27 protein-coding genes are annotated in these 26,795 nt (G+C 62.9%); all 27 read right to left on the bottom strand.

All coding sequences use genetic code 11. From position 1 onward, the window contains the following. Positions 1–130: 130 nt before the first annotated feature. The 27 genes from motD to fliF all read right to left on the bottom strand — a co-directional run bounded on the left by motD (position 131) and on the right by fliF (position 26,789). Positions 131–988, bottom strand: coding sequence for a flagellar motor protein MotD (motD, locus tag ACF8R3_RS05055; RefSeq protein ID WP_196121932.1), 858 nt, complete (start codon positions 986–988; stop codon positions 131–133). A 2-nt stretch (positions 989–990) separates the two neighbouring features. Beyond that, positions 991–1,731, bottom strand: a complete 741-nt coding sequence (locus ACF8R3_RS05060) for a flagellar motor protein (protein WP_027915963.1) — start codon at positions 1,729–1,731, stop codon at positions 991–993. Next, the gene (locus tag ACF8R3_RS05065) at positions 1,731–2,849 is read right to left on the bottom strand and encodes a chemotaxis response regulator protein-glutamate methylesterase (protein ID WP_058639117.1); all 1,119 of its coding nucleotides are present in this window, start codon (positions 2,847–2,849) and stop codon (positions 1,731–1,733) included. The genes ACF8R3_RS05060 and ACF8R3_RS05065 overlap by 1 nt, the downstream gene beginning before the upstream one ends. Positions 2,850–2,896: 47 nt before the next feature. Beyond that, positions 2,897–5,131 carry a chemotaxis protein CheA gene (locus ACF8R3_RS05070; protein ID WP_392515083.1) on the bottom strand — a complete coding sequence of 745 codons (2,235 nt, stop codon included), beginning with the start codon at positions 5,129–5,131 and terminating at the stop codon, positions 2,897–2,899. Between the two features lie 12 nt (positions 5,132–5,143). Further along, a complete protein-coding gene (locus ACF8R3_RS05075) occupies positions 5,144–5,932 on the bottom strand; it encodes a protein phosphatase CheZ (protein WP_023533920.1) in 789 nt (262 codons plus the stop codon). A gap of 21 nt (positions 5,933–5,953) precedes the next feature. Next, positions 5,954–6,328, bottom strand: coding sequence for a chemotaxis response regulator CheY (locus tag ACF8R3_RS05080; RefSeq protein WP_167339335.1), 375 nt, complete (start codon positions 6,326–6,328; stop codon positions 5,954–5,956). Between the two features lie 105 nt (positions 6,329–6,433). After that, positions 6,434–7,174: an RNA polymerase sigma factor FliA gene (gene fliA, locus ACF8R3_RS05085; RefSeq protein WP_023533945.1), complete on the bottom strand. Its 741-nt coding sequence runs from the start codon at positions 7,172–7,174 to the stop codon at positions 6,434–6,436. Further along, a complete protein-coding gene (fleN, locus tag ACF8R3_RS05090) occupies positions 7,171–8,004 on the bottom strand; it encodes a flagellar synthesis regulator FleN (protein WP_023533996.1) in 834 nt (277 codons plus the stop codon). The genes fliA and fleN overlap by 4 nt, the downstream gene beginning before the upstream one ends. A 93-nt stretch (positions 8,005–8,097) precedes the next feature. Further along, the gene (gene flhF, locus ACF8R3_RS05095) at positions 8,098–9,408 is read right to left on the bottom strand and encodes a flagellar biosynthesis protein FlhF (protein ID WP_058606081.1); all 1,311 of its coding nucleotides are present in this window, start codon (positions 9,406–9,408) and stop codon (positions 8,098–8,100) included. 11 nt (positions 9,409–9,419) lie between these two features. Then, the gene (gene flhA / locus ACF8R3_RS05100) at positions 9,420–11,549 is read right to left on the bottom strand and encodes a flagellar biosynthesis protein FlhA (RefSeq protein WP_058606080.1); all 2,130 of its coding nucleotides are present in this window, start codon (positions 11,547–11,549) and stop codon (positions 9,420–9,422) included. A gap of 155 nt (positions 11,550–11,704) precedes the next feature. Continuing rightward, positions 11,705–12,847 carry a flagellar biosynthesis protein FlhB gene (gene flhB, locus ACF8R3_RS05105; RefSeq protein WP_145255414.1) on the bottom strand — a complete coding sequence of 381 codons (1,143 nt, stop codon included), beginning with the start codon at positions 12,845–12,847 and terminating at the stop codon, positions 11,705–11,707. Continuing rightward, positions 12,848–13,624, bottom strand: a complete 777-nt coding sequence (fliR, locus tag ACF8R3_RS05110; protein WP_058606076.1) for a flagellar biosynthetic protein FliR — start codon at positions 13,622–13,624, stop codon at positions 12,848–12,850. It abuts the gene before it with no gap. 7 nt (positions 13,625–13,631) lie between these two features. Then, the gene (fliQ, locus tag ACF8R3_RS05115) at positions 13,632–13,901 is read right to left on the bottom strand and encodes a flagellar biosynthesis protein FliQ (protein WP_023533926.1); all 270 of its coding nucleotides are present in this window, start codon (positions 13,899–13,901) and stop codon (positions 13,632–13,634) included. 21 nt (positions 13,902–13,922) lie between these two features. Next, positions 13,923–14,678: a flagellar type III secretion system pore protein FliP gene (fliP, locus tag ACF8R3_RS05120; RefSeq protein WP_023533994.1), complete on the bottom strand. Its 756-nt coding sequence runs from the start codon at positions 14,676–14,678 to the stop codon at positions 13,923–13,925. After that, the gene (fliO, locus tag ACF8R3_RS05125) at positions 14,675–15,124 is read right to left on the bottom strand and encodes a flagellar biosynthetic protein FliO (RefSeq protein ID WP_058639121.1); all 450 of its coding nucleotides are present in this window, start codon (positions 15,122–15,124) and stop codon (positions 14,675–14,677) included. The genes fliP and fliO overlap by 4 nt, the downstream gene beginning before the upstream one ends. Beyond that, positions 15,124–15,588 (bottom strand): flagellar motor switch protein FliN, encoded by a 465-nt coding sequence (gene fliN, locus ACF8R3_RS05130; protein WP_023533974.1) that lies wholly within the window; start codon positions 15,586–15,588, stop codon positions 15,124–15,126. The genes fliO and fliN overlap by 1 nt, the downstream gene beginning before the upstream one ends. Positions 15,589–15,630: 42 nt before the next feature. Next, a complete protein-coding gene (gene fliM / locus ACF8R3_RS05135) occupies positions 15,631–16,599 on the bottom strand; it encodes a flagellar motor switch protein FliM (protein ID WP_058639122.1) in 969 nt (322 codons plus the stop codon). Between the two features lie 9 nt (positions 16,600–16,608). Further along, positions 16,609–17,106: a flagellar basal body-associated protein FliL gene (gene fliL / locus ACF8R3_RS05140; protein WP_058606074.1), complete on the bottom strand. Its 498-nt coding sequence runs from the start codon at positions 17,104–17,106 to the stop codon at positions 16,609–16,611. A 159-nt stretch (positions 17,107–17,265) separates the two neighbouring features. Further along, positions 17,266–18,507: a flagellar hook-length control protein FliK gene (locus tag ACF8R3_RS05145; protein WP_078478883.1), complete on the bottom strand. Its 1,242-nt coding sequence runs from the start codon at positions 18,505–18,507 to the stop codon at positions 17,266–17,268. An 89-nt stretch (positions 18,508–18,596) separates the two neighbouring features. Next, positions 18,597–18,944, bottom strand: a complete 348-nt coding sequence (locus ACF8R3_RS05150) for an Hpt domain-containing protein (RefSeq protein WP_058639124.1) — start codon at positions 18,942–18,944, stop codon at positions 18,597–18,599. Between the two features lie 48 nt (positions 18,945–18,992). Further along, the gene (locus tag ACF8R3_RS05155; RefSeq protein WP_058639125.1) at positions 18,993–20,684 is read right to left on the bottom strand and encodes a fused response regulator/phosphatase; all 1,692 of its coding nucleotides are present in this window, start codon (positions 20,682–20,684) and stop codon (positions 18,993–18,995) included. Between the two features lie 8 nt (positions 20,685–20,692). Further along, positions 20,693–20,998 (bottom strand): STAS domain-containing protein, encoded by a 306-nt coding sequence (locus tag ACF8R3_RS05160; protein ID WP_058606070.1) that lies wholly within the window; start codon positions 20,996–20,998, stop codon positions 20,693–20,695. Positions 20,999–21,301: 303 nt separating this feature from the next. Beyond that, a complete protein-coding gene (gene fliJ / locus ACF8R3_RS05165; RefSeq protein WP_058606069.1) occupies positions 21,302–21,754 on the bottom strand; it encodes a flagellar export protein FliJ in 453 nt (150 codons plus the stop codon). 6 nt (positions 21,755–21,760) lie between these two features. Continuing rightward, entirely contained in the window at positions 21,761–23,116 is a 1,356-nt protein-coding gene (gene fliI, locus ACF8R3_RS05170) for a flagellar protein export ATPase FliI (protein WP_058606068.1), read from the bottom strand. Beyond that, positions 23,106–23,882 carry a flagellar assembly protein FliH gene (gene fliH, locus ACF8R3_RS05175; protein WP_078478885.1) on the bottom strand — a complete coding sequence of 259 codons (777 nt, stop codon included), beginning with the start codon at positions 23,880–23,882 and terminating at the stop codon, positions 23,106–23,108. Before fliH ends, fliI begins: the two co-directional genes overlap by 11 nt. A gap of 116 nt (positions 23,883–23,998) precedes the next feature. Further along, positions 23,999–25,018, bottom strand: coding sequence for a flagellar motor switch protein FliG (fliG, locus tag ACF8R3_RS05180; protein WP_023533955.1), 1,020 nt, complete (start codon positions 25,016–25,018; stop codon positions 23,999–24,001). Then, positions 25,011–26,789: a flagellar basal-body MS-ring/collar protein FliF gene (gene fliF / locus ACF8R3_RS05185; RefSeq protein ID WP_392515084.1), complete on the bottom strand. Its 1,779-nt coding sequence runs from the start codon at positions 26,787–26,789 to the stop codon at positions 25,011–25,013. Before fliF ends, fliG begins: the two co-directional genes overlap by 8 nt. Positions 26,790–26,795: the final 6 nt, after the last annotated feature.

A 26,795-nucleotide genomic window follows, 5' to 3' on the forward strand; every position in this document is an offset into this window, starting at 1 on the left:
AACTCTATCCGTGGGTGAGGCAGGGAGCATGGTGTGCCCGCTGCCTTGCTGGAAAATGAAGGGCTTGGATGGCTGTCGGTCAAGCGCCGCGCGTGGACATCCGCCAATGGGGCGACAGAGAATTGACGAGTCACTGCCCTGCCACCGCTGCTGAGCTTGCCGGTGCACTTTGTGTGCCAGCCCGGCGCAGTGCAGCATCGGGCGTGGCATTGGCAGCACCGGTGCTGGTCAGGCTGCGGCGCACCTCGAGGTTGCGGGATATCACCAGGACCACGCGCCGGTTGCGGGCCCGCCCTTCGGGGGTATCGTTGCCCGTCACAGGCTGATACTCGCCATAGCCCACCGATGCCATGCGCCCGGGGTTCACGCCGCCCATGGCCAACAGCCGGACGATACTGGCGGCGCGGGCCGAGGATAGCTCCCAGTTGGTCGGGTACTGCGCGGTACGGATAGGCTGGTTATCAGTGAAGCCTTCGACGTGCACCGGGTTGGCGAACGGCTTGAGTATGGCCGCCACCTTGTCGATGATGGCAAACGCATTGTCACTGGGCATGGCATCGCCACTGCCGAACAGCAACGAGGAATTGAGCTCGATCTCGATCCACAGCTCGTTACCCCGGATCGTCATCTGATCACCCCTGATAAGGTCGCCAAAAGCGTCGCGCACCTCCTCGGCGATGGTCTTGAGCGGGTCGTTGCTGGCGGTCGACACGCCAGCATCAGGCTGCTCGCTGTCCTTGACCAAGGGCTGCGCAGGTCGCACGGTCAACGGGCGCTCATCCCCGATGGGAATGGGCCTCATGCTGCGCTCAGGGTCATTGAACACCCCCAGCAGGGCTTGGGACACCACCTTGTACTTACCCTCGTTGACCGAGGAAATCGAATACATCACCACGAAAAAGGCGAACAGCAAGGTGATGAAGTCCGCGTAGGACACAAGCCAGCGCTCGTGGTTTTCCGGCTCCTCGGCATGACGGCGACGACGCATGGCTACTCCATGAAGCCTTGCAGCTTCAGCTCGATTGAGCGCGGGTTCTCGCCTTCGGCAATGGACAAGAGGCCTTCGAGGAGCATTTCCCGGTAGCGCGACTGGCGCAGTACCAGCGCCTTGAGCTTGTTGGCAATGGGCAACAGGATCAGGTTGGCACTGGCAACGCCGTAGATGGTCGCCACGAACGCAACGGCAATGCCGTTGCCCAGCTGCGCCGGGTCGGCCAGGTTGCCCATGACGTGGATCAGGCCCATCACCGCGCCGATAATCCCGATGGTCGGCGCGTAGCCGCCCATGCTCTCGAAGACTTTGGCGGCCTGCAGGTCACGGCCCTCCTGGGTCAGGAAATCCACTTCGAGGATACTGCGAATGGCTTCGGGCTCGGCACCGTCTACCAGCAACTGCAAGCCCTTGCGCGCGTAGGGATCGGGCTCGCCATCGGCCACCCCTTCCAGTCCGAGCAGGCCTTCCTTGCGCGCCGTCAGGCTCCAGTTCACGACCCGATCGACCCCACCCGGCAGATCGACCCGCGGTGGAAACAGGATCCAGCGCAGGATCTGCAAGGCGCGCTTGAACGAGGAGAGCGGCGATTGCAGCAAGGCGGCCGCCAGGGTACCGCCCAATACGATCAGCGCTGCCGGCCCGTTGATCAGGGCGCCCACGTGGCCGCCTTCGAGGAAATTGCCGCCCACGATAGCGACAAAAGCCAGGATCAGGCCGATCAGGCTGAGCACGTCCATCAGACGCACGCCTCCACCAGGTGCCGGCCGATATCGTCCAGGCTGTACACCGCATCGGCCAGGTTGGCCTTGACGATCGCCATGGGCATGCCATAGATCACGCAGCTGGCTTCATCCTGTGCCCACACCGTGCTGCCCGCCTGCTTGAGCAAGCGCGCCCCTTCCCGGCCGTCCGCGCCCATGCCGGTCAGCACCACGGACAGGACCTTGTCGCCATAGGACTTGGCTGCCGAGCCGAAGGTGATATCCACGCAGGGCTTGTAGTTGAGCCGCTCGTCACCGGGCAGAATCTTCACGGTGCCACGGCCATCGATCATCATCTGCTTGCCGCCGGGCGCCAACAGCGCAAGCCCGGGACGCAGGATGTCGCCATCTTCGGCTTCCTTGACGCTGATGCGGCACAGCTTGTCCAGGCGTTCTGCAAAGGCTTTGGTGAAGGCTGCCGGCATGTGCTGAACGAGCACGATCGGCGCCGGGAAATTGCCTGGCAACTGCGTCAGCACCCGCTGCAAGGCCACCGGCCCCCCAGTCGAGGTGCCGATGGCCACCAACTTGTACGGCTTGCGCTTGGGCGCTGGTGAATGCGCAGCGGCTGGCCTGACGGGCGCGGCGGCGCTTCGCACCGGGGCCGGCCCTGCAGCGCTCGTGGCCGTTGTGGGTGTCGGCGCGGAGGCCGCAGCGGGCGCGGGCGCCGGGCGGGCGTAACTGGTCATGCGGCGGTTGCTACGCGACAGGGTATGCACCTTCTCGCACAGCATCTGCTTGACCTTCTCGGGGTTGCGCGAAATGTCTTCGAAATTCTTCGGCAGGTAGTCTACCGCCCCGGCATCGAGCGCATCGAGCGTGACCCGAGCACCTTCATGGGTGAGCGACGAGAACATCAGCACAGGCGTCGGGCACCGTTGCATGATGTGCCGCACCGCCGTGATGCCATCCATCATGGGCATCTCGTAGTCCATGGTGATCACATCGGGCTTGAGCGCAAGCGCCTGGTCGATCGCTTCCTTGCCGTTGGTTGCAGTGCCCACCACCTGGATCGTCGAGTCCCCCGAGAGGATTTCCGAGACGCGGCGGCGGAAGAAACCGGAATCATCCACCACCAGGACCTTGACTGCCATAAACACTCCGTTAGGTGACGCCCCCGGCCAGGGGGACGCCACCGAGATCAAATACGCCGCGCGGCGTAACGCTTGAGCATGCTCGGGACGTCGAGAATCAGCGCAATGCGACCGTCGCCGGTGATGGTGGCCCCGGACATGCCCGGGGTGCCTTGCAACATCTTGCCCAGTGGCTTGATTACCACTTCTTCCTGGCCCACCAGTTGATCGACGACAAAGCCGATGCGCTGGGTGCCGACCGACAGGATCACCACGTGACCTTCGTGCTGTTCTTCATGCACCTGGCCCTGGACCAGCCAGCGCTTGAGGTAGAACAGCGGTAACGCCTTGTCCCGTACGATCACCACTTCCTGACCATCGACCACGTTGGTGCGCGACAAGTCCAGGTGGAAGATCTCGTTGACGTTGACCAGCGGGAAGGCGAACGCCTGGTTGCCCAGCATCACCATCAAGGTCGGCATGATCGCCAGGGTCAGCGGGACCTTGATGACGATCTTCGAGCCCTGCCCCTTGGCCGAGTAGATGTTGATCGAGCCGTTGAGCTGGGAAATCTTGGTCTTGACCACGTCCATGCCCACGCCCCGCCCAGAGACGTCGGAAATCTCGGTCTTGGTGGAAAAGCCTGGGGCGAAGATCAGGTTGTAGCAGTCCGACTCGCTCAAACGGTCGGCGGCGTCCTTGTCCATCAGGCCCTTTTCCACGGCCTTGACACGCAGCACGTTCGGGTCCATACCTTTGCCGTCGTCGGAAATCGACAGCAGGATATGGTCACCCTCCTGCTCGGCAGACAATACGACGCGCCCTGTGCGCGCCTTGCCCGCGGCCTCGCGCTCATCGGGCATTTCCACCCCATGGTCCACGGCATTGCGCACCAAGTGCACCAGCGGGTCGGCCAGCGCCTCGACCAGGTTCTTGTCCAGGTCGGTTTCTTCGCCCACCAGTTCAAGGTTGATCTCTTTCTTCAACTGCCGCGCCAGGTCACGCACCAGGCGCGGGAAGCGGCCGAACACTTTCTTGATCGGCTGCATGCGCGTCTTCATCACCGCCGTCTGCAAGTCGGCGGTGACCACATCGAGGTTCGACACGGCCTTGGACATGGCTTCATCGCCGCTGTTCAGGCCCAGGCGGACCAGACGGTTACGCACCAGCACCAGTTCGCCGACCATGTTCATGATCTCGTCCAGGCGCGCGGTGTCGACCCTGACGGTCGTTTCCGCTTCGCTGACCGCGTGCTTGTCGGCGCTCGCCGCCGGCGCCCGTGGGGCAGCAGCAGGCTTGGGCGCTGCAGCAGGTGGCGCCGCGCCAGCAGGACGGCTGACTGCCGGCGCTTCGACCTTGGCTGGGGCTGCGGCCTGAACACTGGCAGGTGCTTCGACGCCAGCCACGTCGCCATTGAACTTGCCCTTGCCATGCAGCTGGTCCAGCAACGCTTCGAACTCCTGTTCGCTGATGTCGTCGCCCGTGGTGGCAGGCGCTGGCTCGACAGGCGTCGCAGCCTTGGCTGCGGGCAAGGCATCAGCCTGGAACGTGCCTTTGCCATGCAACTGGTCCAGCAGCGACTCGAACTCGGCGTCGGTGATTTCGTCACTGACCGGCTCGGCCGCGGCAGCCACCGGCTGGGCGGTCACTTCGGCACTGAACTGGCCTTTGCCATGCAACTGGTCGAGCAGCGACTCGAATTCGGCATCGGTGATGTCGTCACCCTGGCCGCTGACGGGCTCGGCAGGCATCTGCTCGGCCGCTGCGGCCTGGGCCTTCACCGCGTCGAGCGAATCGAGCAGCTGCTCGAATTCGCTGTCAGTGATGTCCGCCTCGGTCGCTTGCGGCGCCTGCTGCACAGGCGCGGGCTCAACCGGCACGGGCGCCGCCGGGGCCGGGGCCGCGTCGGCGCTGCCAGGCTCTGCCAGACGCGCCAGGGCTGCCAGCAGTTCTGGCGTGGCCGGGGTCACTTCGCTGCGCTCACGCACTTGGGCAAACATGCCGTTGACGGCATCCAGTGCTTCGAGCACCACATCCATCAGCTCTGCATCGACCCGGCGCTCACCTTTGCGCAGCACGTCGAACACGTTCTCGGCGATATGGCAGCACTCCACCAGCTCATTGAGCTGGAGGAAGCCGGCGCCCCCTTTTACAGTGTGGAAACCGCGAAAAATCGCATTGAGCAAGTCGGCATCGTCAGGGCGGCTTTCAAGCTCGACCAGCTGCTCGGACAAATGCTCAAGTATTTCACCGGCTTCTACCAGGAAATCCTGAAGGATTTCTTCATCGGCGCCGAAGCTCATCAAAGGTGCTCCTTAAAAACCCAGGCTGGATAGCAGATCATCGACATCGTCCTGACCGGACACGACGTCTTCACGCTTATCGGCATGAATCTGCGGACCTTCACCCCGAGTCGGATGTTTTTCTCGATCTTTTTCTGCGCGCAATTGATCCTGGTCATGCTGGATGCCCGCAAAGCGGTCGACCTGGCTGGCCATCATCACCAATTTCAGCAGGTTGCTTTCCACCTCGGTCACCAACGCCGTGACGCGCTTGATCACCTGCCCGGTCAGGTCCTGGTAATCCTGGGCCAGCAGGATGTCGTTGAGATGGCCGGCCACCTTGCGGTTACCCTCAGCGCTGTGTGCCAGGAAACCGTCGACGCGCTTGGCCAGGTCACGAAACTCCGTGGCGTTCACTTCGCGGCGCATGAAGCGCTGCCAATCGGCACTCAGCGCTTTGGCCTCGCTGGCCAGGTCGTTGAGCACAGGCGTGCTTTCCTCGACCAGGTCCATGGTGCGGTTTGCCGCCCCTTCGGTGAGCTTGACCACATAGGACAGGCGTTCGGTGGCGTCGGTAATCTGCGACACCTCCTCGGCCTGGGGTATGGTCGGGTCGATCTGAAAACTGACGATGGCGCTGTGCAGTTCGCGGGTCAGCTTGCCCACTTCCTGGTACAGCCCCCGATCGCGGGTCTGGTTCAACTCGTGAATGAGTTGCACCGCCTCGCCGAACCGTCCGCGCTCCAGGCTTTCGACCAACTCCTGGGCATGCTTCTTGAGGGTCGATTCGAACTCGCCCAATGACGTGTGTGATGAACTCATGGCGCGCCCCCCTGACGTGACTCAGCCGTTGACGCGTTCGAAGATCTTCTCGATCTTTTCTTTGAGCACCTGGGCGGTGAACGGCTTGACCACATAGCCATTCACGCCTGCCTGGGCGGCCTCGATGATCTGGTCGCGCTTGGCTTCAGCGGTCACCATCAACACCGGCAAGGTCTTGAGCTTGTCGCTGGCGCGGACTTTGCGCAGCAGGTCGATACCGGACATGCCTGGCATGTTCCAGTCGGTTACCAGGAAGTCGTAATGGCCACTTTCGAGCATCGGCAGCGCCGTCGTGCCGTCATCGGCTTCGTCGGTGTTGGCGAAGCCCAGGTCACGCAGCAGGTTCTTGATGATGCGCCGCATCGTCGAAAAGTCGTCGACGATGAGGATTTTCATGTTCTTGTCCAATTAGACCTCCAAGCAGTCTCAAACGCGCTCGGCCCCGAGCGCGCACTCAATCGATTCGGTACAACGTGGAAAACGGCAACGACGACGGCGGGCTCAACGGGCCCGCCATTCCCCCAGGCGGCTGCGCAGGCGCGCGGCGCATTGGCTGTGCAACTGGCTGACCCGCGACTCGCTGACCCCCAAGACCTCACCGATCTCCTTGAGGTTCAGTTCCTCGTCGTAGTACAGCGCCAGCACCAGGCGCTCGCGCTCCGGCAGGTTGGCGATGGCCTCGGTCAACGCGACCTGGAACCGCTCTTCCTCCAACCCACGGGCAGGTTCGGCCTGGCCGCTGACGCCATCCTCATGCAAGCCCTCGTGCTCGCCGTCCTGCAACAGGTCGTCGAAGCTGAACAGGCGGCTGCCCAGTGTGTCGTTGAGAATCCCGTAATAATCATCGAGGCTCAACTTGAGCTCGGCAGCAACTTCATGATCTTTAGCGTCGCGGCCAGTTTTGGCTTCGACCGCACGCATGGCATCGCTGACCATGCGGGTGTTGCGGTGCACCGAACGCGGTGCCCAATCGCCTTTGCGCACCTCGTCGAGCATGGCCCCGCGAATGCGGATGCCGGCATAGGTCTCGAAACTGGCGCCCTTGCTGGCGTCATACTTGTTGGCGACCTCGAGCAGACCGATCATGCCCGCCTGGATCAGGTCCTCGACCTGCACGTTGGCCGGGAGTCGCGCCAACAGGTGGTAGGCGATGCGCTTGACCAGCGGCGCATAACGCTCGATCAGCTCATACTGCGCGTCTTTCGAGGCGCGGCTGTACATCTTGAAGCCGCTGGCGCTCATGACATCGAACCTGCACTGGTCGGCTGCACCAGGCGTTCGACGAAGAACTCCAGATGGCCACGGGGGTTGGCGGGCAGCGGCCAGCTGTCGACCTTCTGCGCGATGGCCTTGAAGGCCAGGGCGCATTTGGAGCGCGGGAACGCTTCGTACACGGCGCGTTGCTTCTGGACCGCCTTGCGCACGCACTCGTCGTATGGCACGGCGCCCACGTACTGAAGCGCCACATCCAGGAAGCGGTCGGTGACCTTGGTCAGCTTGGCGAACAGGTTACGCCCCTCCTGAGGGCTCTGGGCCATATTGGCCAGCACCCGGAAGCGGTTCATGCCGTAATCACGGTTAAGCAGCTTGATCAGCGCATAGGCGTCGGTGATCGAGGTCGGCTCATCGCAGACCACCAGCAGCACTTCCTGGGCCGCGCGCACGAAGCTGACCACCGAATCGCCGATGCCGGCAGCGGTATCGATCACCAGCACGTCGAGGTTGTCGCCGACTTCGCTGAACGCCTGGATCAAGCCCGCATGCTGGGCAGGCGCCAGGTGCACCATGCTCTGGGTGCCCGAAGCGGCCGGGACGATGCGCACACCGCCTGGGCCCTGCAGCATCACATCGCGCAGTTCGCAACGCCCTTCGATGACATCTGCCAGCGTGCGCTTGGGCGCAAGGCCCAGCAACACATCGACATTGGCCAGCCCCAGGTCGGCGTCGAGCAGCATGACCCTGCGGCCCAGCTCGGCCAGCGCAAGAGACAGGTTCACTGAAACATTTGTCTTGCCGACGCCACCTTTGCCACCGGTCACGGCGATTACCTGTACGGGATGCATGCTACCCATGTCTGTTCTTTACCTTGTCTCGCTGGGACTCAGGCCACACGAAGGGCAATGCTGCGTCTCCCTCGGCATAGCTACCTTGCACACATTTCATTTTCAACCCGCTCGCCGTGGGTTGTGGTAGAGATCAGCGAACATGTCGGCCATGGCCTCCTCGCTGGGCTCGTCCTGCTGCTGCACATTGACCGCGCGGGTGACCAGCTGGTGCCCACGGGGCAGGTGCAGATCGTCCGGGATACGCGGCCCATCGGTAAGGTAGGCCACGGGCAGTCGGAAACTGATGGCAAGGCTCAGGACATCGCCCAGGCTTGCCGACTCGTCGAGTTTGGTCAGGATGCAGCCGGCCAGCCCGCAGCGCTTGTAGCTGTGGTAGGCCGCGGTCAGCACCTGCTTCTGGCTGGTGGTGGCCAGGACCAGGTAATTCTTCGCCGCGATGCCGCGACCGGCCAGGGTATCGAGCTGCATGCGTAACGCCGGGTCGCTGGCTTGCAGGCCCGCCGTATCGATCAGCACCACGCGCTTGCGCAGCAGAGGCTCGAGCGCCGCCGCCAACGACTGGCCGGGGTCGACATAGGTCACCGGCACATTCAGGATTCGGCCCAGGGTCTTGAGCTGCTCCTGCGCCCCGATACGGAAACTGTCCATGCTCACCAGCGCCAGGTTGTGGGCGCCGTACTTGAGCACATAGCGCGCCGCGAGCTTGGCCAGGGTGGTGGTCTTGCCCATACCGGCCGGGCCGACGACGGCAATCACACCGCCGTCCTCGATCGGTTCCACGTCGGGCGTACGGATCATGCGCGCCAGGTGCGCCAGCAGCATACGCCAAGCGTGGCGAGGCTCCTCGATGTCCTTGGTCAGCTCGAGCAACTCACGGGCGATGGGGCCAGACAGGCCAATGCGCTGCAGCCGGCGCCACAACGTGGCCTGCTGCGGCTTGCTACCTTGCAACTGGGTCCAGGCCAGCGACCCCAGTTGCACTTCCAGCAGCTCGCGCAAGCCGGACAGCTCAGAGCGCATGGCATCGAACAGGCGCGGGTCCACCGAGGCCTGGCTGCTTGCGGTGGTGGCCGGCTGCGGGGCGTCAACGTGCGGCTCGACCAAAGGCTCGGCCGCCGTGAGCGACTGACCGGCGAACAGTTGGCGATTGCTGTCACTGCTGTCCGGGCGCTGTTCGAGCTCGGCCTTGGCCGTGGCGATGCGCGTGTGGGTCTTGCGCAGCTCTTCTTCGAGTTCGACGTTCGGTACCCGAGGCGCCAGGGCGGACAGCTTGTAGTCCAGCGCGGCGGTCAGTTCAACGCCGCCTGCGATACGGCGATTTCCGATGATGGCCGCATCAGCGCCCAGCTCATCGCGGACCAGCTTCATGGCCTGACGCATATCAGCGGCGAAGAATCGCTTAACTTGCATTATCCACTACCTCAGCCATTAGGGCCCACGGTGGCAACGATGGTGACTTGCTTGTTGTCCGGTATTTCCTGATACGCCAGCACATGCAAATTCGGTACGGCCAGCCGACCGAAACGCGACAACATGGCCCGGATCGGGCCGGCCACCAGGAGGATGGCCGGCTGGCCTTGCATCTCCTGGCGCTGTGCGGCTTCGATCAGTGAACGCTGCAGCTTTTCGGCCATGCTTGGTTCAAGAAGCACTCCGTCTTCCTGACCTTGCCCGGCCCTCTGCAGACTATTTAGCAAGATCTGTTCCAACCTGGGCTCCAAGGTGATCACAGGCAGCTCAGACTCAACGCCAACAATGCTTTGCACGATGGCGCGACACAATCCGACGCGCACCGCCGCGACCAGAGCGGCGGTATCTTGACTCTTTGCCGCGTTGTTGGCGATGGATTCGGCAATGCTACGAATATCGCGCACTGGCACCTGTTCTGACAACAAAGCCTGTAGGACTTTGAGAAGGCCTGACAGCGAAATGACACCCGGCACCAGCTCTTCTGCCAGCTTAGGCGACGCCTTGGACAAGACTTGCAACAGTTGCTGCACTTCTTCGTGACCGATCAGCTCGTGGCAATGCTTCTGCAGGATCTGGTTGAGGTGAGTGGCTACCACCGTACTGGCGTCTACGACCGTATAGCCCAGCGACTGCGCCTGCGAGCGCTGACCGACGTCGATCCACACCGCCTCCAGGCCAAAGGCCGGGTCGCGGGCCGCGATGCCGTTGAGGCTGCCGAACACCTGCCCGGGGTTGATGGCAAGCTCGCGGTCCGGATAGATCTCTGCTTCAGCCAGGATCACCCCCATCAACGTCAGGCGATAAGCACTGGGCTGTAGGTCGAGATTGTCGCGGATATGCACGGTGGGCATGAGAAAGCCCAAGTCCTGGGACAGCTTCTTGCGCACGCCCTTGATCCGCGCCAGTAGCTGCCCGCCCTGGTTGCGATCAACCAATGGGATCAAGCGATAACCGACCTCCAGGCCGATCATGTCGATCGGGGTCACGTCGTCCCAGCCCAGCTCCTTGGTTTCGGCCGCCCGCTGCGGCGACGGCAGCAGCTCTTGCTGGCGCTGCGCTTCCTGCTGGGCCTGTACCTTGGTCTTTTGCTGTTTCTTCCATACCAAGTAGGCGCCGCCGCCCGCCATCAGGCCCAGGCTCAGGAACGCCAGGTGCGGCATGCCCGGCACCAGCCCCATGACGATCATGATGGCGCCGGACACGGCCAAGGCCCGGGGCGAGTCGAACATCTGACGGTTGATCAGCTTGCCCATGTCCTCCGAGCCCGAGGCACGGGTGACCATGATGGCTGCGGCGGTGGAGAGCAGCAGCGAGGGCAGCTGCGCCACCAGACCGTCACCAATGGTCAACAGGGCATACACCTTGCCGGCGTCGCCGAAGCTCATGCCATGCTGCAACATACCGATCAGCATGCCACCGATCAGGTTGATGAACAGGATCAGCAGGCCAGCGATGGCGTCACCGCGCACGAACTTGCTGGCACCGTCCATCGAACCGTAGAACTCAGCCTCCTGGGCGACTTCGCTGCGGCGCGCCTTGGCTTGCGCCTGGTCGATCAGGCCGGCGTTCAGGTCGGCGTCGATGGCCATCTGCTTGCCCGGCATTGCATCGAGGGTGAAGCGTGCGCTGACCTCGGAGATACGCCCCGCACCCTTGGTCACCACCACGAAGTTGATGATCATGAGGATGGCGAAGACCACCGCACCGACCACGTAGTTGCCACCGATGACCACATCGCCGAAGGCCTGGATCACCATGCCCGCGGCGCCGTGGCCTTCCTGGCCATGCAGCATGACCACGCGGGTGGACGCCACGTTCAGCGCCAGTCGCAGCAAGGTCGCCACCAGCAGGATGGTGGGGAATGCGGCAAAGTCCAACGGGCGCAAGGCGTACACGCTGACCAGCAGCACCACGATGGACAAGGCGATGTTGAAGGTGAAGAAAACGTCGAGCAGGAACGGTGGTATTGGCAACATCATCATTGCCAGCATCACCAGCAGCAACAGCGGCACGCCGAGGTTGCCCCGTCCGAGACCGGCCAGGTTATGGCGAGCGTTGCTGATTAACTGAGTGCGATCCACCGCGAGTCCTCTTCTTGCAAAACTTTGACGCCTGTCAGGCGACTGGCGCTGCCATTGCAAGAAGCTTTCCAACTTTGTCTGGTGGGGGATTTATATTGCTTGTATCGCCCCTTTTGCAGGCGTATCAGCAAAAGGACTCACCATGCTACGCAAGGTCAGCTGTCACGGCGCAGATCGGGTGGAATTGGCAAGTCAGGCTTCAGCGGATCTGGCCGCTTGCCCTTCCCTGCGTGGTACTGACGTATCTGAAAGACGTACGCCAACACCTGGGCCACCGCCAGGTACAGCCCGGCAGGAATTTCATGCTCCACCTCGGTGGAGTAGTAAATTGCCCGAGCCAGGGCGGCAGATTCAAGAATCTGGATGTTGTGCTCAGCGCCAATCTCGCGAATCTTCAAGGCCATGAAGTCGCTGCCCTTGGCCAGCAGCAAGGGGGCCGAATTCCCGTTTTCCGGATCGTACTGCAGGGCGACGGCGTAGTGGGTCGGGTTGGTGATGATCACATCGGCCTGGGGCACAGCCGCCATCATTCGCCGCTGCGATACCTCGCGTTGCAACTGGCGGATACGCTGCTTGACCTCGGGCTTGCCCTCACTGTCCTTGTACTCGTCGCGCACTTCCTGCTTGGTCATCTTCATTTTCTTGTGCGTTTGCCACAGCTGGAACGGCGCGTCGGCGGCGGCGATCAGCAACAGCCCGGCCGACATCCACAGGGCGCTCCAGCCCACCACTTGCAAGCTGTGGATGATCGCCTGCTCCAGCGGTTCGTTGGCGATTGACAGCAGGGCTTGACGGTCGCTGGCGAGCACCGCCACGGCCACCACCAGGATCACGAAGAACTTGGCCAGCGCCTTGAGCAACTCGGTCAGGGCATGCATCGAGAACATGCGCTTGATGCCAGAAAGCGGGTTCATTCGGCTGAATTTAGGTTGCAGCAAGCTGCCGGAGAAGACGAAACCGCCCAGTACGATCGGTGCAACGAAAGACATCACGAAAAGAAGGATCAGAATCGGCTGTAGGGCCCAGATGGCCATTTTACCGGAGGTGAGCAAGAACGCCCCCATGGACCGCTCATCGACGATGATCTCGCGGGTCAGGCTGAAGTTCATGCGCATCATTTCCAGCAGGGTCTCGGCCAGATACCCGCCGAAGGCTAGCACGCCACCGGCACCGGCCAGGGTTACCGACACAGTGTTCAGCTCCTTGGAGCGCGCGATCTCCCCTTTTTCCCGCGCATCGCGCTTGCGCTTCTCGGTGGGTTCCTCTGTCTTGTCCTGACCGCTTTCGCTTTCCGCCATTCAACCGGCCCTCGCCAAATCGCGTAGCCACAGCAGCGTTTCGCTGGCCAACGCCTGGTAATGGGACAACACATCGGCAAGGCCGATCCAGAAAATGAGCATGCCCATGACCAAGGTCAGCGGGAAACCAATGGAAAAAATATTCAACTGCGGCGCTGCACGGGTCATCACGCCAAAGGCAATATTGACGACCAACAAGGCTGCGATCACCGGCAGGATCAATATCAGCCCGGCGCCGAACACCCACGCCATGCGCCCCACCAACTCCCAAAAATGAGTGACCACCAGGGCATTGCCCACCGGGAGCGTGGTAAAGCTCTCGGTCAACACTTCGAACACCACCAGATGGCCGTTCATCAGCAGAAACAGCACGCTCACCAGCATGGTCATGAACTGACTGATCACCGTGACGTTGACCCCGTTGCCAGGGTCGACCATCGAGGCGAATGCCATCCCCATCTGTACCGCCACGATCTGCCCGGCGATCACGAAGGCCTGGAACAGCAACTGCAACGCCAGACCGAACATAGTGCCGACGATGATCTGCTCGGCACACAGCAGCGCCCCTTTGAGGCTCAACGGATCGAACGGCGGCAGTGGCGGGAGCGCCGGCACAATGACCACGGTGATCGCCACGGCAACGTACAGGCGCACCCGCGCCGGCAACATGCGCGTGCCGAAGATGGGCATGGTCATCAGCACCGCCGTCACCCTGAACAGCGGCAGGATGAAGGTGGCCACCCAGGTGCCGATTTGCGTGTCGGTCAGCTCAAGCATCGGCGCATCAACCGATGAGCTGGGGGATGTTGGTGTACAGGGTAGTGATGTACTCCATGAACTTCTGTACCAGCCACGGCCCGGCCACGATCAGCGTGATCAGCATCACCAGCAGGCGCGGCAGAAAGCTCAGGGTCTGCTCGTTGATCTGGGTGGCGGCCTGGAACATGGCCACGATCAGGCCCACCAGCAGGCTGGGGACCACCAGCACGGCGACCATCAGCGTGGTCAGCCACAGGGCGTCGCGGAACAGGTCGACGGCTACTTCAGGCGTCATGCACGGCCCTCCCAGGCAAAGTCACACACCACCGAAACTGCTGGCCAGCGTGCCCATGATCAAGGCCCAGCCATCGACCAGCACGAACAGCATGATCTTGAACGGCAACGAGATGATCAGCGGCGACAGCATCATCATGCCCATGGCCATGAGCACGCTGGCCACCACCATGTCGATGATCAGAAACGGAATGAAGATCATGAAGCCGATCTGAAAGGCCGTCTTGAGCTCCGAGGTGACGAAGGACGGCACCAGGATACTCAGCGGCACCTGGTCGGGGCTGGCGATGTCGGTGCGCTTGGACAGGCGCATGAACAGGTCCAGATCGCTCTGCCGGGTCTGAGCCAGCATGAAGTCCTTGAGCGGGCCCTGCGCACGGTCGATGGCCTGCTGGGCGGTCAACTGCTCGTTCAGGTAAGGCTGCAAGGCCGTCTGGTTGATGCGGTCGAACACCGGCGCCATGATGAACAGGGTCAGGAACAGCGCCATGCCGGTCAGAATCTGGTTCGACGGCGTCTGCTGCAGCCCCAGCGCCTGGCGCAGGATGGAAAATACGATGATGATCCGGGTGAAGCTGGTCATCAGGATGACGAACGCTGGAATGAAGCTCAGCGCCGTCATGATCAACAGGATCTGCAGGCTGACCGAATACTCCTGCTGCCCATCGGTACCGTTGGACAGGGTGATGGCTGGAATCGACAGCGGGTCGGCAGCCAGTGCCAACGGCGCCGCCAACAGCAGCGCCAGGGTGAACAACAGTCGCAGCGCTGCGCTCATCGGGTCTTGTCCTTAGGGTCCTTGCCCATCAGTTCCATTAGCCGCTGGGCGAACTCAGGCGTCGCCTGGCGAGCCCCCTGGGGTACATCCACAGGCTCGGCCAGCACGTGCAACGCTTCGATGCTCCCGGGTGTATGACCAATGAGGATCTGTTCCTTGCCCACCTGCACCAATAGCAGCCGATCACGCGGCCCGATGGCGCGGCTGCCGATGATGTCGATCACCTGACTGCCCTTGACCGCCGAGCCTTGCATCCGGCGCAGCAGCCAGGCGAGCAGGAAGATCAGCCCGACCACCAGCAGCAGGCCGAAGACCATCTGGGCCAGTTGCCCGCCCAGGCTTCCTGGCGGGTTGGCCGGTGTCGCGGCAGGCGTGGCGGCGGCCAGGCATACCTGGCTGGCCAGTGCCGCGGCCGCCGCTGCGATGACGCGCACCCTGGCCTTCATCAACGCAGCTTCTTGATGCGTTCGCTGGGGCTGATCACGTCCGTCAGGCGGATGCCGAACTTCTCGTTGACCACCACCACTTCGCCATGGGCGATCAGCGTGCCATTGACCAGCACATCCAGGGGCTCGCCTGCCAGGCGGTCCAGCTCGATCACCGAACCCTGGTTGAGCTGCAGCAGGTTGCGGATGTTGATTTCGGTGCTGCCCACTTCCATCGAGATGCTCACCGGGATGTCGAGAATCACATCCAGGTTCGGGCCTTCGAGGCTGACATTGGCATTGGGCTTGGGCGAGCTGGCGAACTCTTCCATCGGCAAGCGACCGGGCCCCTGATTCTGGCTGGTATCGCCCAGCAGCGCATCGATGTCGGCCTGGCCGGCCGCACCGGTTTCTTCCAGCGCAGCAGCCCACTCATCGGCGAGCGCCTGGTCCTCTGGAGAGGTGATCTCGTTTTCGTTAGCCATGATTTCCTCGACAGGCATTCAATTCGTTGGGAGCGGCCGCCATCAGCGGCGTTCGACCGGGTCGATGATCTGCAGCGCCAGGTTGCCCTTGTGCGAGCCCAGGCGCGCCTTGAATGCCGGCACGCCGTTGGCGCGCAGCACAAGGTGCTCGGGCAGCTCGACCGGGATGACGTCCCCGGGCTGCATGTGCAGGATATCCCGCAGTTTGAGCTGACGCCTGGCTACCGTGGCCGTTACCGGCACGGCAACATCAAGCACGTCCTCACGCAGCGCCTTGACCCAGCGTTCGTCCTGGTCGTCCAGGTCGGACTGGAAGCCGGCGTCGAGCATTTCACGTACCGGCTCGATCATCGAGTACGGCATGGTCACGTGCAGGTCGCCCCCGCCGCCGTCGAGCTCGATATGGAACGTGGACACCACCACCGCCTCGCTGGGGCCGACGATGTTGGCCATGGCCGGGTTGACCTCGGAGTTCATGTACTCGAAGTTCACCTCCATAATCGCCTGCCAGGCTTCCTTCAGGTCGATGAAGCACTGATCCAGCACCATGCGCACTACGCGCAACTCGGTCGGGGTGAACTCGCGGCCTTCGATCTTGGCGTGCCGGCCGTCCCCGCCGAAAAAGTTGTCCACCAGCTTGAACACCAGCTTGGCGTCGAGGATGAACAGCGAGGTGCCGCGCAGCGGCTTGATCTTGACCAGGTTGAGGCTGGTGGGCACGTACAGCGAATGCACGTACTCACCGAACTTCATCACCTGCACGCCGCCCACGGCCACATCGGCCGAGCGGCGCAGCAAGTTGAACATGCTGATGCGGGTGTAACGGGCAAATCGCTCGTTGATCATCTCCAAGGTCGGCATGCGGCCCCGGACAATACGGTCCTGACTGGTCAGGTCATAGCTTTTGATACTGCCGGGCTCGGATACACTTTCAGTCTGCACCAGGCCATCGTCGACGCCATGCAGCAGGGCATCGATCTCATCCTGGGACAGCAGGTCCTGTACGGCCATTGCGTGCTCCTACTGCAATACGAAATTGGTGAACAGCAACTGGTCAATCACAGGCTTGCCGACTTCTTTCTGGGCAACTTCCTGCACCACGACGGTCGCTTTCTGGCGCAGCATTTCCTGGCCGACCGAGCTGCTGGCCAGGGTCTCGAAGCCGACCCCGGAGAACATCATCACCAGGTTGTTACGTATGACCGGCATGTGCACTTTAAGGGCATCGAGGTCAGCCTGATTGCGCCCCTGCAAGGTGATGCTGACCTGCATGTAGCGCTGGCGACCATTCTGGTTGAAGTTCACCACGAACGCGGGCGTAAGCGCTTCGTAGATGGCCGCTGGCTTGGTGGTGCTGGCGCCTTCCTGTTCAGCAGGGGCGGGCTCGCTCTTGTGCATGATGAACCACGTGGCGCCCACGGAAATGCCCACGGCCACCAGCAGGCCACCCACGGCCAGGAGGATCAGTTTGAGTTTGCCTTTTGGGGCAGGGTCTTTGACTGCTTCGGTATTCGCCATGCCAATATTCCGTCGTCCATCGGGAGTAACTGGGAAGATGGCTTGGGGTGAGCAAGTGTTATGCCAAATACGCGTGCGTCAAGGCATGCCGGGACTTACAGCAGTGCCGTACGAACAAAACAGAGGGGCCGTTTAGTAGCCCCTGCCCCTACATGCGCCTCAGGCGTAATAATCCACAGCGCTGTCCCCGATCACCACCTGCTGCTCCGCAGGCCGTTCCCGCTCGGCAGCGTCGACCGAACCCTCACCCGCCCGCGCAGCAACGCCGGACAGGCTACTACCCCCCTGCCCCTGCGCCGCCTGCCCGTGTTGCTGCTGACCACGCGACTGGTCGGCCACATTGACATCCGGCTGGGCCAGGCCCTGCTGGGCAAAGAGTTCGCGCAGCCGGTGCACCTGGCTGTCCAGCGTATCGCGCACACCGACGTGGCCGCTGATGAAGGTCACCTGGGTGGCCTGGTCGGCGGCGACGTTGACGCGGATGTTCAAGCGCCCCAGCTCGGCAGGCTCGAGCTGTATATCGGCCGACTTGAGGTTCTGGCTGGACAGGTACATGACCCGGTTCACCAGCCCCTCGGTCCACGCGTTCTGGTTCATCGACAACGGCTGCTGCAACGGGTTGGGGTTCACCGGCACCGCGTTGGCCGTCTTGGCCGTTGCGGCCTGGGTGAGGTTGGCCAGGCGGCTGGCGAAGTCATCGATACGGGTATCGCTGCTGGCGCCCTTGGTGTCTTTCAACCCTTCTTCGAGCAATGCGCCGAAGGCCTTTTCACCGGTGTCGGTGGAGGCTTCCTCGGCCACCTGACCCGCCTGCGCCAAGGTATTGACGGATGCAGCTTGAGCCTGCTGCTGGCCAGGGTCTACGGCATGGGCCGAGGTGGCCCCCTTGGCCTGGGCACTGTGCTCCAGCGCCAGGCGCAGGGTAGGCAGGTTCGCCAGGGCATCGGCAGCAGGGTCGAAGTCAGGCGCTTTTTCGGAAGGCGGCTGGTCATTGGCAGCCTGCAAGACAGGCGCTACTGCCTCGGCCTGGGCCTGGATCAACTGGGCGCCAGGCTGCGCGTCAGTGACCTGCCCGGCAACCAGGCTGGCATCGCGCATGCCGGTATCGGCCTGGCTAGCTTGCTCGGTTGGCGAGCCATTGCCGTCATCGGCAACGGCGCGCTTGTCAACGGGCTTGCTTTTGCCGCTTGAGGTCCCCTCAGCCTTGTCAGCGGCCTTGCTCGCAGCAGGCTTGTCTGCAGCACCGGCAACCTTGTCACGCCCCTGCTTGGCCATCACCTGACCGAAGCCATCGCCCTGCTCGCCCAGTGTCTGCTGGGGTTTGCCGGCTGTGGCGCTAGCAGAGCGGGATGCGTCGGCCTTGATGTTGGCTTGCAGCAAAGGGTTGGATGCAACAGGCATTGAGCAGTCTCCGCGCCATAAACAAAATGATCACGGGTATTACTCAGCAAAACTCGCGCCAACTAATACAGAGGCGGTAAGCGCATGGGCTAACCGGCCGATATACGACGATGTTCGGCCCGGTAGAAGCGCTGCACTTCGGCAAACTCCACATCAATACGGCTGATGAGGTCTTCGATCCCCAGCAGCGGAGGATGGCGGGCCTTGTCCTCGAGTTCCTGGCAAAGGGTTGCCAACGCAACGGCACCCATGTTGCTGCTGCTACCTTTGAAACTGTGGGCGGCGGCGCCGAGTTCAACTGCGCTGCGGGCAGCGTGAAGTTGGCCAAGGCGCCTTTCAGAATCGTCCAGGAAGGTCTGCACTAGCTGCAGATAGCCGTCTTCCATGATTTCACGCAGGTCACTGAGTACCTTGTGGTCGATATGCATGTCAGCCACTTGTTCGCTCCTTGATCAAGTCAGATTATGGCAGAGCCCGACGCGGACTCACCAGATGAACTCAACGTGCGCACAGCGCCCGCCCTCTGTCCAGCGCGCCACCGTAGACAGGCGCCTGACCAATGCCAGTCCTCGGCCACTGAGGCCTCGCTCTGGCAACGGCTGCGCAAGCACCTGCTGCACGTCGAACCCATCGCCGCTGTCCCTGACCTCCACTTTCAGACGCCCACCAGCGGCAAGCGGTTCAACTGCAAGATCGATGCGCACGTAACCTTCCTCGATCACCTGCAAGCGCCTGGCTCGCTCCTGATAGTAATCGGCAAAGCCTGGCGCGTCGCATTTGAGCCGAGCGTCCAGCCCCAGCACGCCATGTTCAAGCGCATTGGAATACAGTTCGCTCAGCACACTGTAGAGAGTGCCGGCCGATGAACGCAGGTCGTGTATTTCCTGCAACAACTGCACCAGGTAGGGCACCGGGTTGAAACGGCGCAGACTTTCGCCCCTCACATCGAAACTGAGCGACCAGTCCATGGCGCTACAGCGGCCCAGGTCCGGAGGCAACACCGGCATGGGCTGCGGCAACTGCGCACCCAGCATGCGTATCTCACACAAGCTGACATCGTCACGCGCCGGCCCACCGAAGCGTTGCAGCGCGTCGAGCAGCTCGTCGAACAACAGCGCGGGATCGCGATTGTCTGCCAGTACTGCCCGCAGGCGTTGCTCCCCGAACAAACGCTCCTGATCGTCGGCGGTTTCCAGCACCCCATCGGACATCAACAGCAGGCGCTCGCCCGGCGCCAGCGGCCAGACTTCGGTCTGGTCGTCGAATTGCTCGGCACTCAGAACCCCCAGCGGCAAGTGCCGGGAACTCAACGCAGACAACACCTGGCCCTCAGCAGCCAGCACGAAGCCATCAGGCATGCCACCATTCCACACCTCCACTGCGCCGCGCTGCATGCTCAGGTTGACCAGCAGTGCGCAGCAGAACATGTCGCCAGGCAGGATGCGCTTGAGCTTGGCATTCATCTCTCGCAAAACTTGCGCCATGCCATAACCCTTGGCCGTCATGCCGTAGAACACTTCAGCCAATGGCATGGCTCCCACGGCAGCCGGCAGCCCGTGCCCGGTGAAATCCCCCAGCAGCACGCGCATGTCCCCGGACGGCGTGAGCGCGGCCAGCATCAGGTCGCCGTTGAACAGCGCGTACGGCGATTGTAAAAAGCGGATGTTCGGTGCATCCAGACAGCCGGAATGGGCAACCTTGTCGAACACGGCTTTGGCCACCCGCTGTTCATTGAGCAAGTGGTGGTGGTGCCGTGCTATCTGGTCGCGCTGGTCCAGCACTGTGGCCTGAAGCCGCCTCAGCCGGTCCATGGCCCGAATCTTGGCTGCCAGAATGACTGCGCTGTAGGGCTTGGGCAGAAAATCATCACCACCGGCTTCCAAGCACCGCACCAGGGCCTGCTCTTCGTTGAGTGCCGTGAGAAAAATGATGGGCACCAGGGCTTCGCCAGCCAAGGCCTTGATCTGCCGCGCCGCCTCGAAGCCGTCCATGACCGGCATCAGCGCATCGAGCAGCACCAGCTGTGGGCGTTGTGCCTTGAACACGTCCACGGCTTGCTGGCCATTTTCCACCGTGAACACTTGATGCCCTTGGCGCCTGACGATCTGTGCCAACAGCAGACGATCGGCCGCGCCATCTTCAGCCACCAGCACGGTCAACCCAAGCTCATCAGCCATCGGCGCGCTCAACTGATGTCGAAGAGCTTGTCGAAATTGGAGATGGCGAGGATCTTGCGTACATCGCAATTGGCATGGACGACCCGCACATCCGCCGCGTCCCCGCCGACATGATCGCGCAACAGCAGGAGCATGCCCAATGCCGAGCTGTCGAGGTAGGTCACCTCCTGCAAGTCGACGATGACCGCGTCAGGGCGGCTTGGCTGGCGTTCGTAGGCCTCGCGAAAGGCCTGGTGCTTGCCGAAATCGAAACGTCCCTTGATCTTGATCGTCAGCTTTTTACCGTCCTGCGAGACATCGGTTTCCACTGCCATGCTAGCGATTCCTTCGATGATGGCGGATGCGGCTCCATGAAGGTGTAGCAGTCATGGCGCGAGGGGGCAAGCGGGTGAGGGAAGTAGTGTAGATTGACAGGCATGGCGCAGGGCCGTGTTGGGTACTTAGCCCCCGCGGATCTTAGGCGCTCAGCATAGATCGCTGGGGCCGCCGTGCGGCCCATCGCGGCGCTAGGCCGCTCCTACCCTGACCGCGTAGCGCCTGGGTCAGTAGGTTCACAGGGCCTTGTAAGAGCGGCCTAGTGCCGCGATGGGCCGCACAGCGGCCCAAAGGCTTACCCGCTACAACGGCCCCTGGCGCGGCAGCCGCTGGGACAATTCGTCGAGCAGGCGCTGCTCGCGCTTGTCCTCGGCGCGCCGAGCCTCGTCCATATAGCGTTGCACCAGCTTGCGCAGGCCCTCTACCCGCGCATACGCCTGCTGCCAGGTGTCGCGGGCGTTGGCGAGGTTGTTCTGGTGCCAGGTGAGGCTCTGGCGCTGTTGGGTCATGGCCGTTTCCAACTGGCCGAGAAAGCGCTGGTAGTTGACCAGCCAGTTCCCGTCGACACCCTGGCCGCCCCGGTTGAGCCACTGCTGTTGATAATCCTCGCGAAAGCGCTCCAGTTCCGTCAGCTTGGCCTGGGCCGTGACCACCTGCTGCTGGAAATGGCCCAGACGCTGGGCCGCCTTGCGCTCGGCTTCCTCGGCCATGTCCACCACGGGAGCCAGGCGCGCCGCACGTCCGGGCAGTGCCATGGCCTATCAGCCCGCCGGGGGCGTGAAGATCGCCCCCAGTTGGTCGCGGCTTTGCGCCATGCTCACGTTTTCACGCAGCCCTTGACGCAGAAATTCCACCAGCCTGGCCTGCAGCGCGATGGCAAGGTCGGTCTCGGGGTCCCCGCCCGCCACGTAGGCACCCACGCTGATCAGGTCGCGGCTCTGGGACAGCCGAGACCAGAGCTGCTTGAATTTCTGCGCCTGGCGAAGGTGGTCGGCATCGACCACCTGGGGCATCACCCGGCTGATGGACGCTTCAATGTCGATTGCCGGGTAATGGCCCTCCTCGGCCAGCCGTCGCGACAGCACGAAGTGGCCGTCCAGCACCCCCCGCGCCGAGTCGGCGATCGGGTCCTGCTGATCGTCCCCCTCGGACAGCACCGTATAAAACGCCGTGATCGAGCCGCCACCCGGCTCACCATTGCCAGCTCGCTCCACCAGCTTGGGCAGCTTGGCGAACACCGAAGGCGGATAGCCGCGCGTGGCGGGCGGCTCACCGATGGCCAGGGCAATTTCCCGCTGCGCCTGGGCAAAGCGGGTCAGCGAATCCATCAACAGCAGCACGTTCTTGCCCTTGTCGCGAAAGTACTCGGCAATACGGGTGCAGTACATGGCCGCCCGCAAGCGCATCAGGGGCGCATCGTCCGCGGGTGAAGCCACCACCACAGAACGCTTGAGCCCCTCCTCGCCGAGAATGTGCTCGATGAATTCCTTCACTTCGCGGCCCCGTTCGCCAATCAGGCCGACCACGATGATTTCGGCTTCGGTGAAGCGGGTCATCATGCCTAGCAGCACCGACTTGCCCACACCGGTACCGGCGAACAGGCCCAGGCGCTGGCCGCGTCCGACGGTGAGCAGGCCGTTGATACTGCGAATGCCCACGTCCAGCGGCTTGCTGATCGGGTCGCGGTTGAGCGGGTTGATCACCGGCCCGTCCATCGGCACCCAGTCCTCGGCCTTCATGCCGCCCTTGCCGTCCAGCGCGCGGCCCGCGCCGTCCAGCACCCGCCCCAGCATGCTCATGCCCATGGGCAGCCGACCACCGTCGTCGAGCGGCACCACGCGGGCACCGGGGGCGATGCCGACAATGCTGCCAACCGGCATGAGGAACACCTTCGACCCGGAGAACCCCATCACCTCCGCCTCGACCTGTACCGGGTGGTAGCTGTCGTCGTTGACCACCAGGCAGCGGCTACCCACAGCCGCCCTGAGCCCCTCGGCTTCCAGGGTCAGGCCCACCATGCGCAGCAGTCGCCCCTCGACCACCGGTTGCGCCGGCACCTCAATGGCCTCGGCATAGCTGCCCAGGCGCTTGGCGAAGCTGGTACGGTCAAGGCGCATCGGGGTTCTCCACCGGCGCGTCCAGGTCAACACTCACATCCGGCGCTGCCGGGTGCAGCGCATGATCATGCATCTGGTCGAACAACTGCGCGACGGTCTTCTCGATGCGGGTTTCCATGGTCGCATCGATACGGCTATGGGCGGTCTCGATACGGCAGCCACCGGGAAGCAGGGTGCTGTCTTCGAGCAGGCGCCATTGTTCTTCGTGGCGCTCGCGCAAGGCCTTGGCCAGTTCGAAATCCTGCGGGTTCAAGTGGATACGGATGTTGTCGGCACCCATGGGCAGGCGCTTGAGGGCTTCGCGCAGCACCTGGGTGATCTGGCTGGAATCGCTCGTGAGTTCCCGGCCGATCACCTGGCGCGCCATGTGCGACACCAGGTGCACCAGGGTTCTCTCGATCTGGGTGTCCTGCTCGGCGATAGGCTCCATCAAATGGGTCATCAGCTTTTCCAGGCTGGCCAGCTTGGCCTTCAGGGCCTCGTCGGCCTCTTGGCGCACTTTGAGCTGGGTGCTGTGAAAACCATCACGCTCACCTGTGGCGAAGCCTTCGTTATAGGCTTCCTGGCGAATGGCTTCCAGCTCTTCGAGGGTCAGCGGATGGACTTCCTCCAGTGGCACTTCCTCGACTTCTTCCTCCACCTCGACCGGTTCGGGCTCAGGCTCGGGCGCGGGCTGGGGGTCGAAGCTGGGCAATGTCCAGACATCCACGCCCTCAAGGTCGCGGGCCCGGATCAGGTCACTGGGGTGGTGTTCTTTGGTCGACATTCAAAAACCTGTCTGTCAGGGTGCCAGGCGCCATGCCGCCTGTCGAAGACTGCACGCTAAGGCAGATTGCGTGCGCGACGCAATCGCCTTGCGCGGACCCATTGGCGGCTCGCCGCTTAGATCATTTCCTCGGCACCTTTGCCACCGAGCACGATTTCGCCGGCTTCGGCCATGCGACGGGCGATGGTGAGGATTTCCTTCTGGGCCGTCTCGACATCGCTGACACGGACCGGGCCCTTGGCCTCGAGGTCGTCGCGCAGCAGTTCCGAGGCCCGCTTGGACATGTTCTTGAAGACCTTGTCCTTGACCCGCTCGTCCGCGCCCTTGAGCGACACCACCAGCACGTCGGAGGACACTTCGCGCAGCAACGCCTGGATACCCCGGTCATCCACATCGGCCAGGTTGTTGAAGACGAACATCAGATCTTCGATCTGCTCGGACAGGTCGCTGTCGATTTCACGGATCGAATCCATCAGGGCGCCTTCCACCGAGCTGTCGAGGAAGTTCATGATGTCAGCGGCACGCTTGATGCCACCCAGGGTGGTGCGCGCGGCGTTGGAATTGCCGGAGAACTGCTTCTCCAGAATCTGGTTCAGCTCCTTGAGGGCAGCAGGTTGCACGGTATTGAGCGATGAGACGCGCAATACGATGTCCAGCCGAACCTTGTGGTCGAAGTTGCTCAGCACCTCACCGGCCTGGTCAGGGTCCAGGTAAGCCACGACAATGGCCTGGATCTGCGGGTGCTCGTAGCGGATCACGTCGGCCACGGCGCGTGGTTCCATCCACTTGAGGCTGTCCAGGCCACTGGTGTTGCCACCGAGCAGGATGCGGTCGACCAAGCCGTTGGCCTTGTCCTCGCCCAGTGCCTGGTTGAGCATCTTGCGAATGTACGCATCGGAGCCCACGCCCAGGCTGGTCTGATCGCCAACCACCTCGACGAACTCGCTCATCACCTGTTCGACCTGGTCACGGTGCACGTTGCCCATCTGCGCCATGGCCACGCCCACGCGCTGCACTTCCTTGGGCCCCATGTGGCGCAGTACCTGCGCGGCATCGGTTTCACCCAGCGAGAGCAGCAGGATGGCTGCCTTGTCGACGCGGCTCAGCTTGGCGGTAACGGCTCGGTTATCACTCATCGGCGTTGATCCAGTCTTTCACGACCTGGGCCACACGGCCCGGGTCTTCGGCCACAAGGCCTTTGATTGCGTTGAGCTGTGCCTCGTAACCCTCGGTCGGGCTAGGCAGCAGAATGCTTGTCGGGCCACCCAGGCTGACGCGGTCGTTGGCCAGTTCGCCATCCAGACCGATCATGCCGCCCAGCTCCATGTCGTTTTCCAGGGCAGGCTGCTTGCCACCCCCTGTCAGGTTGTTGAGCACAGGACGCAATACACCGAACACCAGCACCAGGATGAACAGCACACCCAGCACTTGCTTGACGATATCCCAGAACCAGGGCTGCTGGTAGAACGCGATATCGGCAATCTCTTCGCCACGGTCTGGCGCAAACGGCACGTTGATCACGGTCACGCTGTCGCCCCGGCTGGCATCGAAGCCAACGGCGTCCTGGACCAGCCGGGTGAAGCGCGTGAGGTCTTCGGCAGCCCACGGCACATGGGTGGTCTCCCCGGTGGCGGCGTCCACCTTGACCTGATCGTCCACCACGACCGCCACGGACAGGCGTGTCATGCGCCCCTGCTGCTGGCGAGTGTGGCTGATGGAGCGGTCAAGCTCGAAGTTCTTGGTGCTCTGCTGGCGTTTATCCGACGGATACGGCGCGAGCATCGGCTGGCCAGTGGCCGGGTCCATGATCTGCTGGCCATTGGCATCGACCAAGGGCTGGCCAGGCTGAATGGCGCCTGCTGCACCCGCGGTGCCACCCGTGGTCTGTGGTGCCGAAGCAGCACCCGGCGGCTGGTTGCTCAGCGCGCCCGGCACACCTTGCGGGCCCTGGCTGCTGGCGCGCTGCTCGTCGACCGACTGCTCACTGCGCAGCGCCGGTTGGTCCGGGTTGAACTGCTCGGAGGTGGACTCGACCGCACTGAAGTCCAGGTCGGCGGACACTTCGGCCTTGTAACGGTCGTTGCCCAGCACCGGTTGCAGGATGTTGTGCACGCGCTGGGTCAGCATGCTTTCCATCCGGCGACTGTAGTCGAACTGCTTGCCGGCCTGGGTCAGGGCAGAATCCTGGATCTGTTCGGACAGCAGGTTGCCTTTCTGGTCGACCACGGTGACCTGGGACTTGTCCAGCTCCGGCACACTGGTGGCAACCAGGTTGACGATGGCCATCACCTGACCAGGCTCAAGCGCACGACCTGGATAAAGCTCGACCAATACCGACGCGCTGGGCCGACGCTCGTCGCGCACGAACACCGAGCTTTTGGGAATGGCCAGGTGCACGCGGGCACCCTTGACGTTGTTCAGGCTCGACACGGTGCGCGCCAGTTCACCTTCCAGGCTGCGACGGTAGCGCGTGGCTTCCATGAACTGACTGGTGCCCAGGCCCTGCTCCTTGTCGAGCAGCTCGAAACCGACGTTGCCGTCGGTAGGCGCCACGCCCGCTGCCGCCAGCTTCAGGCGCGCGCGGGAGATATCGTCAGCCTTGACCAGCAGGGCCCCGGAATTGGGTTCCACGTTGTAGGCAATGTCGGCCGCCGCCAGGGTGTCCATGACCTGCTTGGTGTCCATGCCCGACAGGCTCGGGTACAGCGGACGGTAGTCCGGCTGCTGCGACCACAGCACCACGGCAAAGCCGATCGCCACGCTGGCCGCCAGGCCGACCATCAGGCCGATCTGACGCAGCATGGGCATCTGCGCAATGTTTTCCAGGAACGCCAGGCGCACCAGGGGGGCCTTGGGCGCTGGCGCGCCGCCCTTGGGGGGCGCGTTGTCGACGACTGCTTCAGCCATGGTCTA

The sequence above is a fragment of the Pseudomonas sp. FYR_7 genome (assembly GCF_043106155.1).
GTDB lineage: Bacteria > Pseudomonadota > Gammaproteobacteria > Pseudomonadales > Pseudomonadaceae > Aquipseudomonas > Aquipseudomonas parafulva_B.

Excerpts from the sequence above, each read along its gene's own strand:
- motD (WP_196121932.1), bottom strand. The coding sequence starts at position 988 with ATGCGTCGTCGCCGTCATGCCGAGGAGCCGGAAAACCACGAGCGCTGG.
- ACF8R3_RS05060 (WP_027915963.1), bottom strand. The coding sequence starts at position 1,731 with ATGGACGTGCTCAGCCTGATCGGCCTGATCCTGGCTTTTGTCGCTATC.
- ACF8R3_RS05065 (WP_058639117.1), bottom strand. The coding sequence starts at position 2,849 with ATGGCAGTCAAGGTCCTGGTGGTGGATGATTCCGGTTTCTTCCGCCGC.
- ACF8R3_RS05070 (WP_392515083.1), bottom strand. The coding sequence starts at position 5,131 with ATGAGCTTCGGCGCCGATGAAGAAATCCTTCAGGATTTCCTGGTAGAA.
- ACF8R3_RS05075 (WP_023533920.1), bottom strand. The coding sequence starts at position 5,932 with ATGAGTTCATCACACACGTCATTGGGCGAGTTCGAATCGACCCTCAAG.
- ACF8R3_RS05080 (WP_167339335.1), bottom strand. The coding sequence starts at position 6,328 with ATGAAAATCCTCATCGTCGACGACTTTTCGACGATGCGGCGCATCATC.
- fliA (WP_023533945.1), bottom strand. The coding sequence starts at position 7,174 with ATGAGCGCCAGCGGCTTCAAGATGTACAGCCGCGCCTCGAAAGACGCG.
- fleN (WP_023533996.1), bottom strand. The coding sequence starts at position 8,004 with ATGGGTAGCATGCATCCCGTACAGGTAATCGCCGTGACCGGTGGCAAA.
- flhF (WP_058606081.1), bottom strand. The coding sequence starts at position 9,408 with ATGCAAGTTAAGCGATTCTTCGCCGCTGATATGCGTCAGGCCATGAAG.
- flhB (WP_145255414.1), bottom strand. The coding sequence starts at position 12,847 with ATGGCGGAAAGCGAAAGCGGTCAGGACAAGACAGAGGAACCCACCGAG.
- fliR (WP_058606076.1), bottom strand. The coding sequence starts at position 13,624 with ATGCTTGAGCTGACCGACACGCAAATCGGCACCTGGGTGGCCACCTTC.
- fliQ (WP_023533926.1), bottom strand. The coding sequence starts at position 13,901 with ATGACGCCTGAAGTAGCCGTCGACCTGTTCCGCGACGCCCTGTGGCTG.
- fliP (WP_023533994.1), bottom strand. The coding sequence starts at position 14,678 with ATGAGCGCAGCGCTGCGACTGTTGTTCACCCTGGCGCTGCTGTTGGCG.
- fliO (WP_058639121.1), bottom strand. The coding sequence starts at position 15,124 with ATGAAGGCCAGGGTGCGCGTCATCGCAGCGGCGGCCGCGGCACTGGCC.
- fliN (WP_023533974.1), bottom strand. The coding sequence starts at position 15,588 with ATGGCTAACGAAAACGAGATCACCTCTCCAGAGGACCAGGCGCTCGCC.
- fliM (WP_058639122.1), bottom strand. The coding sequence starts at position 16,599 with ATGGCCGTACAGGACCTGCTGTCCCAGGATGAGATCGATGCCCTGCTG.
- fliL (WP_058606074.1), bottom strand. The coding sequence starts at position 17,106 with ATGGCGAATACCGAAGCAGTCAAAGACCCTGCCCCAAAAGGCAAACTC.
- ACF8R3_RS05145 (WP_078478883.1), bottom strand. The coding sequence starts at position 18,507 with ATGCCTGTTGCATCCAACCCTTTGCTGCAAGCCAACATCAAGGCCGAC.
- ACF8R3_RS05155 (WP_058639125.1), bottom strand. The coding sequence starts at position 20,684 with ATGGCTGATGAGCTTGGGTTGACCGTGCTGGTGGCTGAAGATGGCGCG.
- ACF8R3_RS05160 (WP_058606070.1), bottom strand. The coding sequence starts at position 20,998 with ATGGCAGTGGAAACCGATGTCTCGCAGGACGGTAAAAAGCTGACGATC.
- fliJ (WP_058606069.1), bottom strand. The coding sequence starts at position 21,754 with ATGGCACTGCCCGGACGTGCGGCGCGCCTGGCTCCCGTGGTGGACATG.
- fliI (WP_058606068.1), bottom strand. The coding sequence starts at position 23,116 with ATGCGCCTTGACCGTACCAGCTTCGCCAAGCGCCTGGGCAGCTATGCC.
- fliH (WP_078478885.1), bottom strand. The coding sequence starts at position 23,882 with ATGTCGACCAAAGAACACCACCCCAGTGACCTGATCCGGGCCCGCGAC.
- fliG (WP_023533955.1), bottom strand. The coding sequence starts at position 25,018 with ATGAGTGATAACCGAGCCGTTACCGCCAAGCTGAGCCGCGTCGACAAG.
- fliF (WP_392515084.1), bottom strand. The coding sequence starts at position 26,789 with ATGGCTGAAGCAGTCGTCGACAACGCGCCCCCCAAGGGCGGCGCGCCA.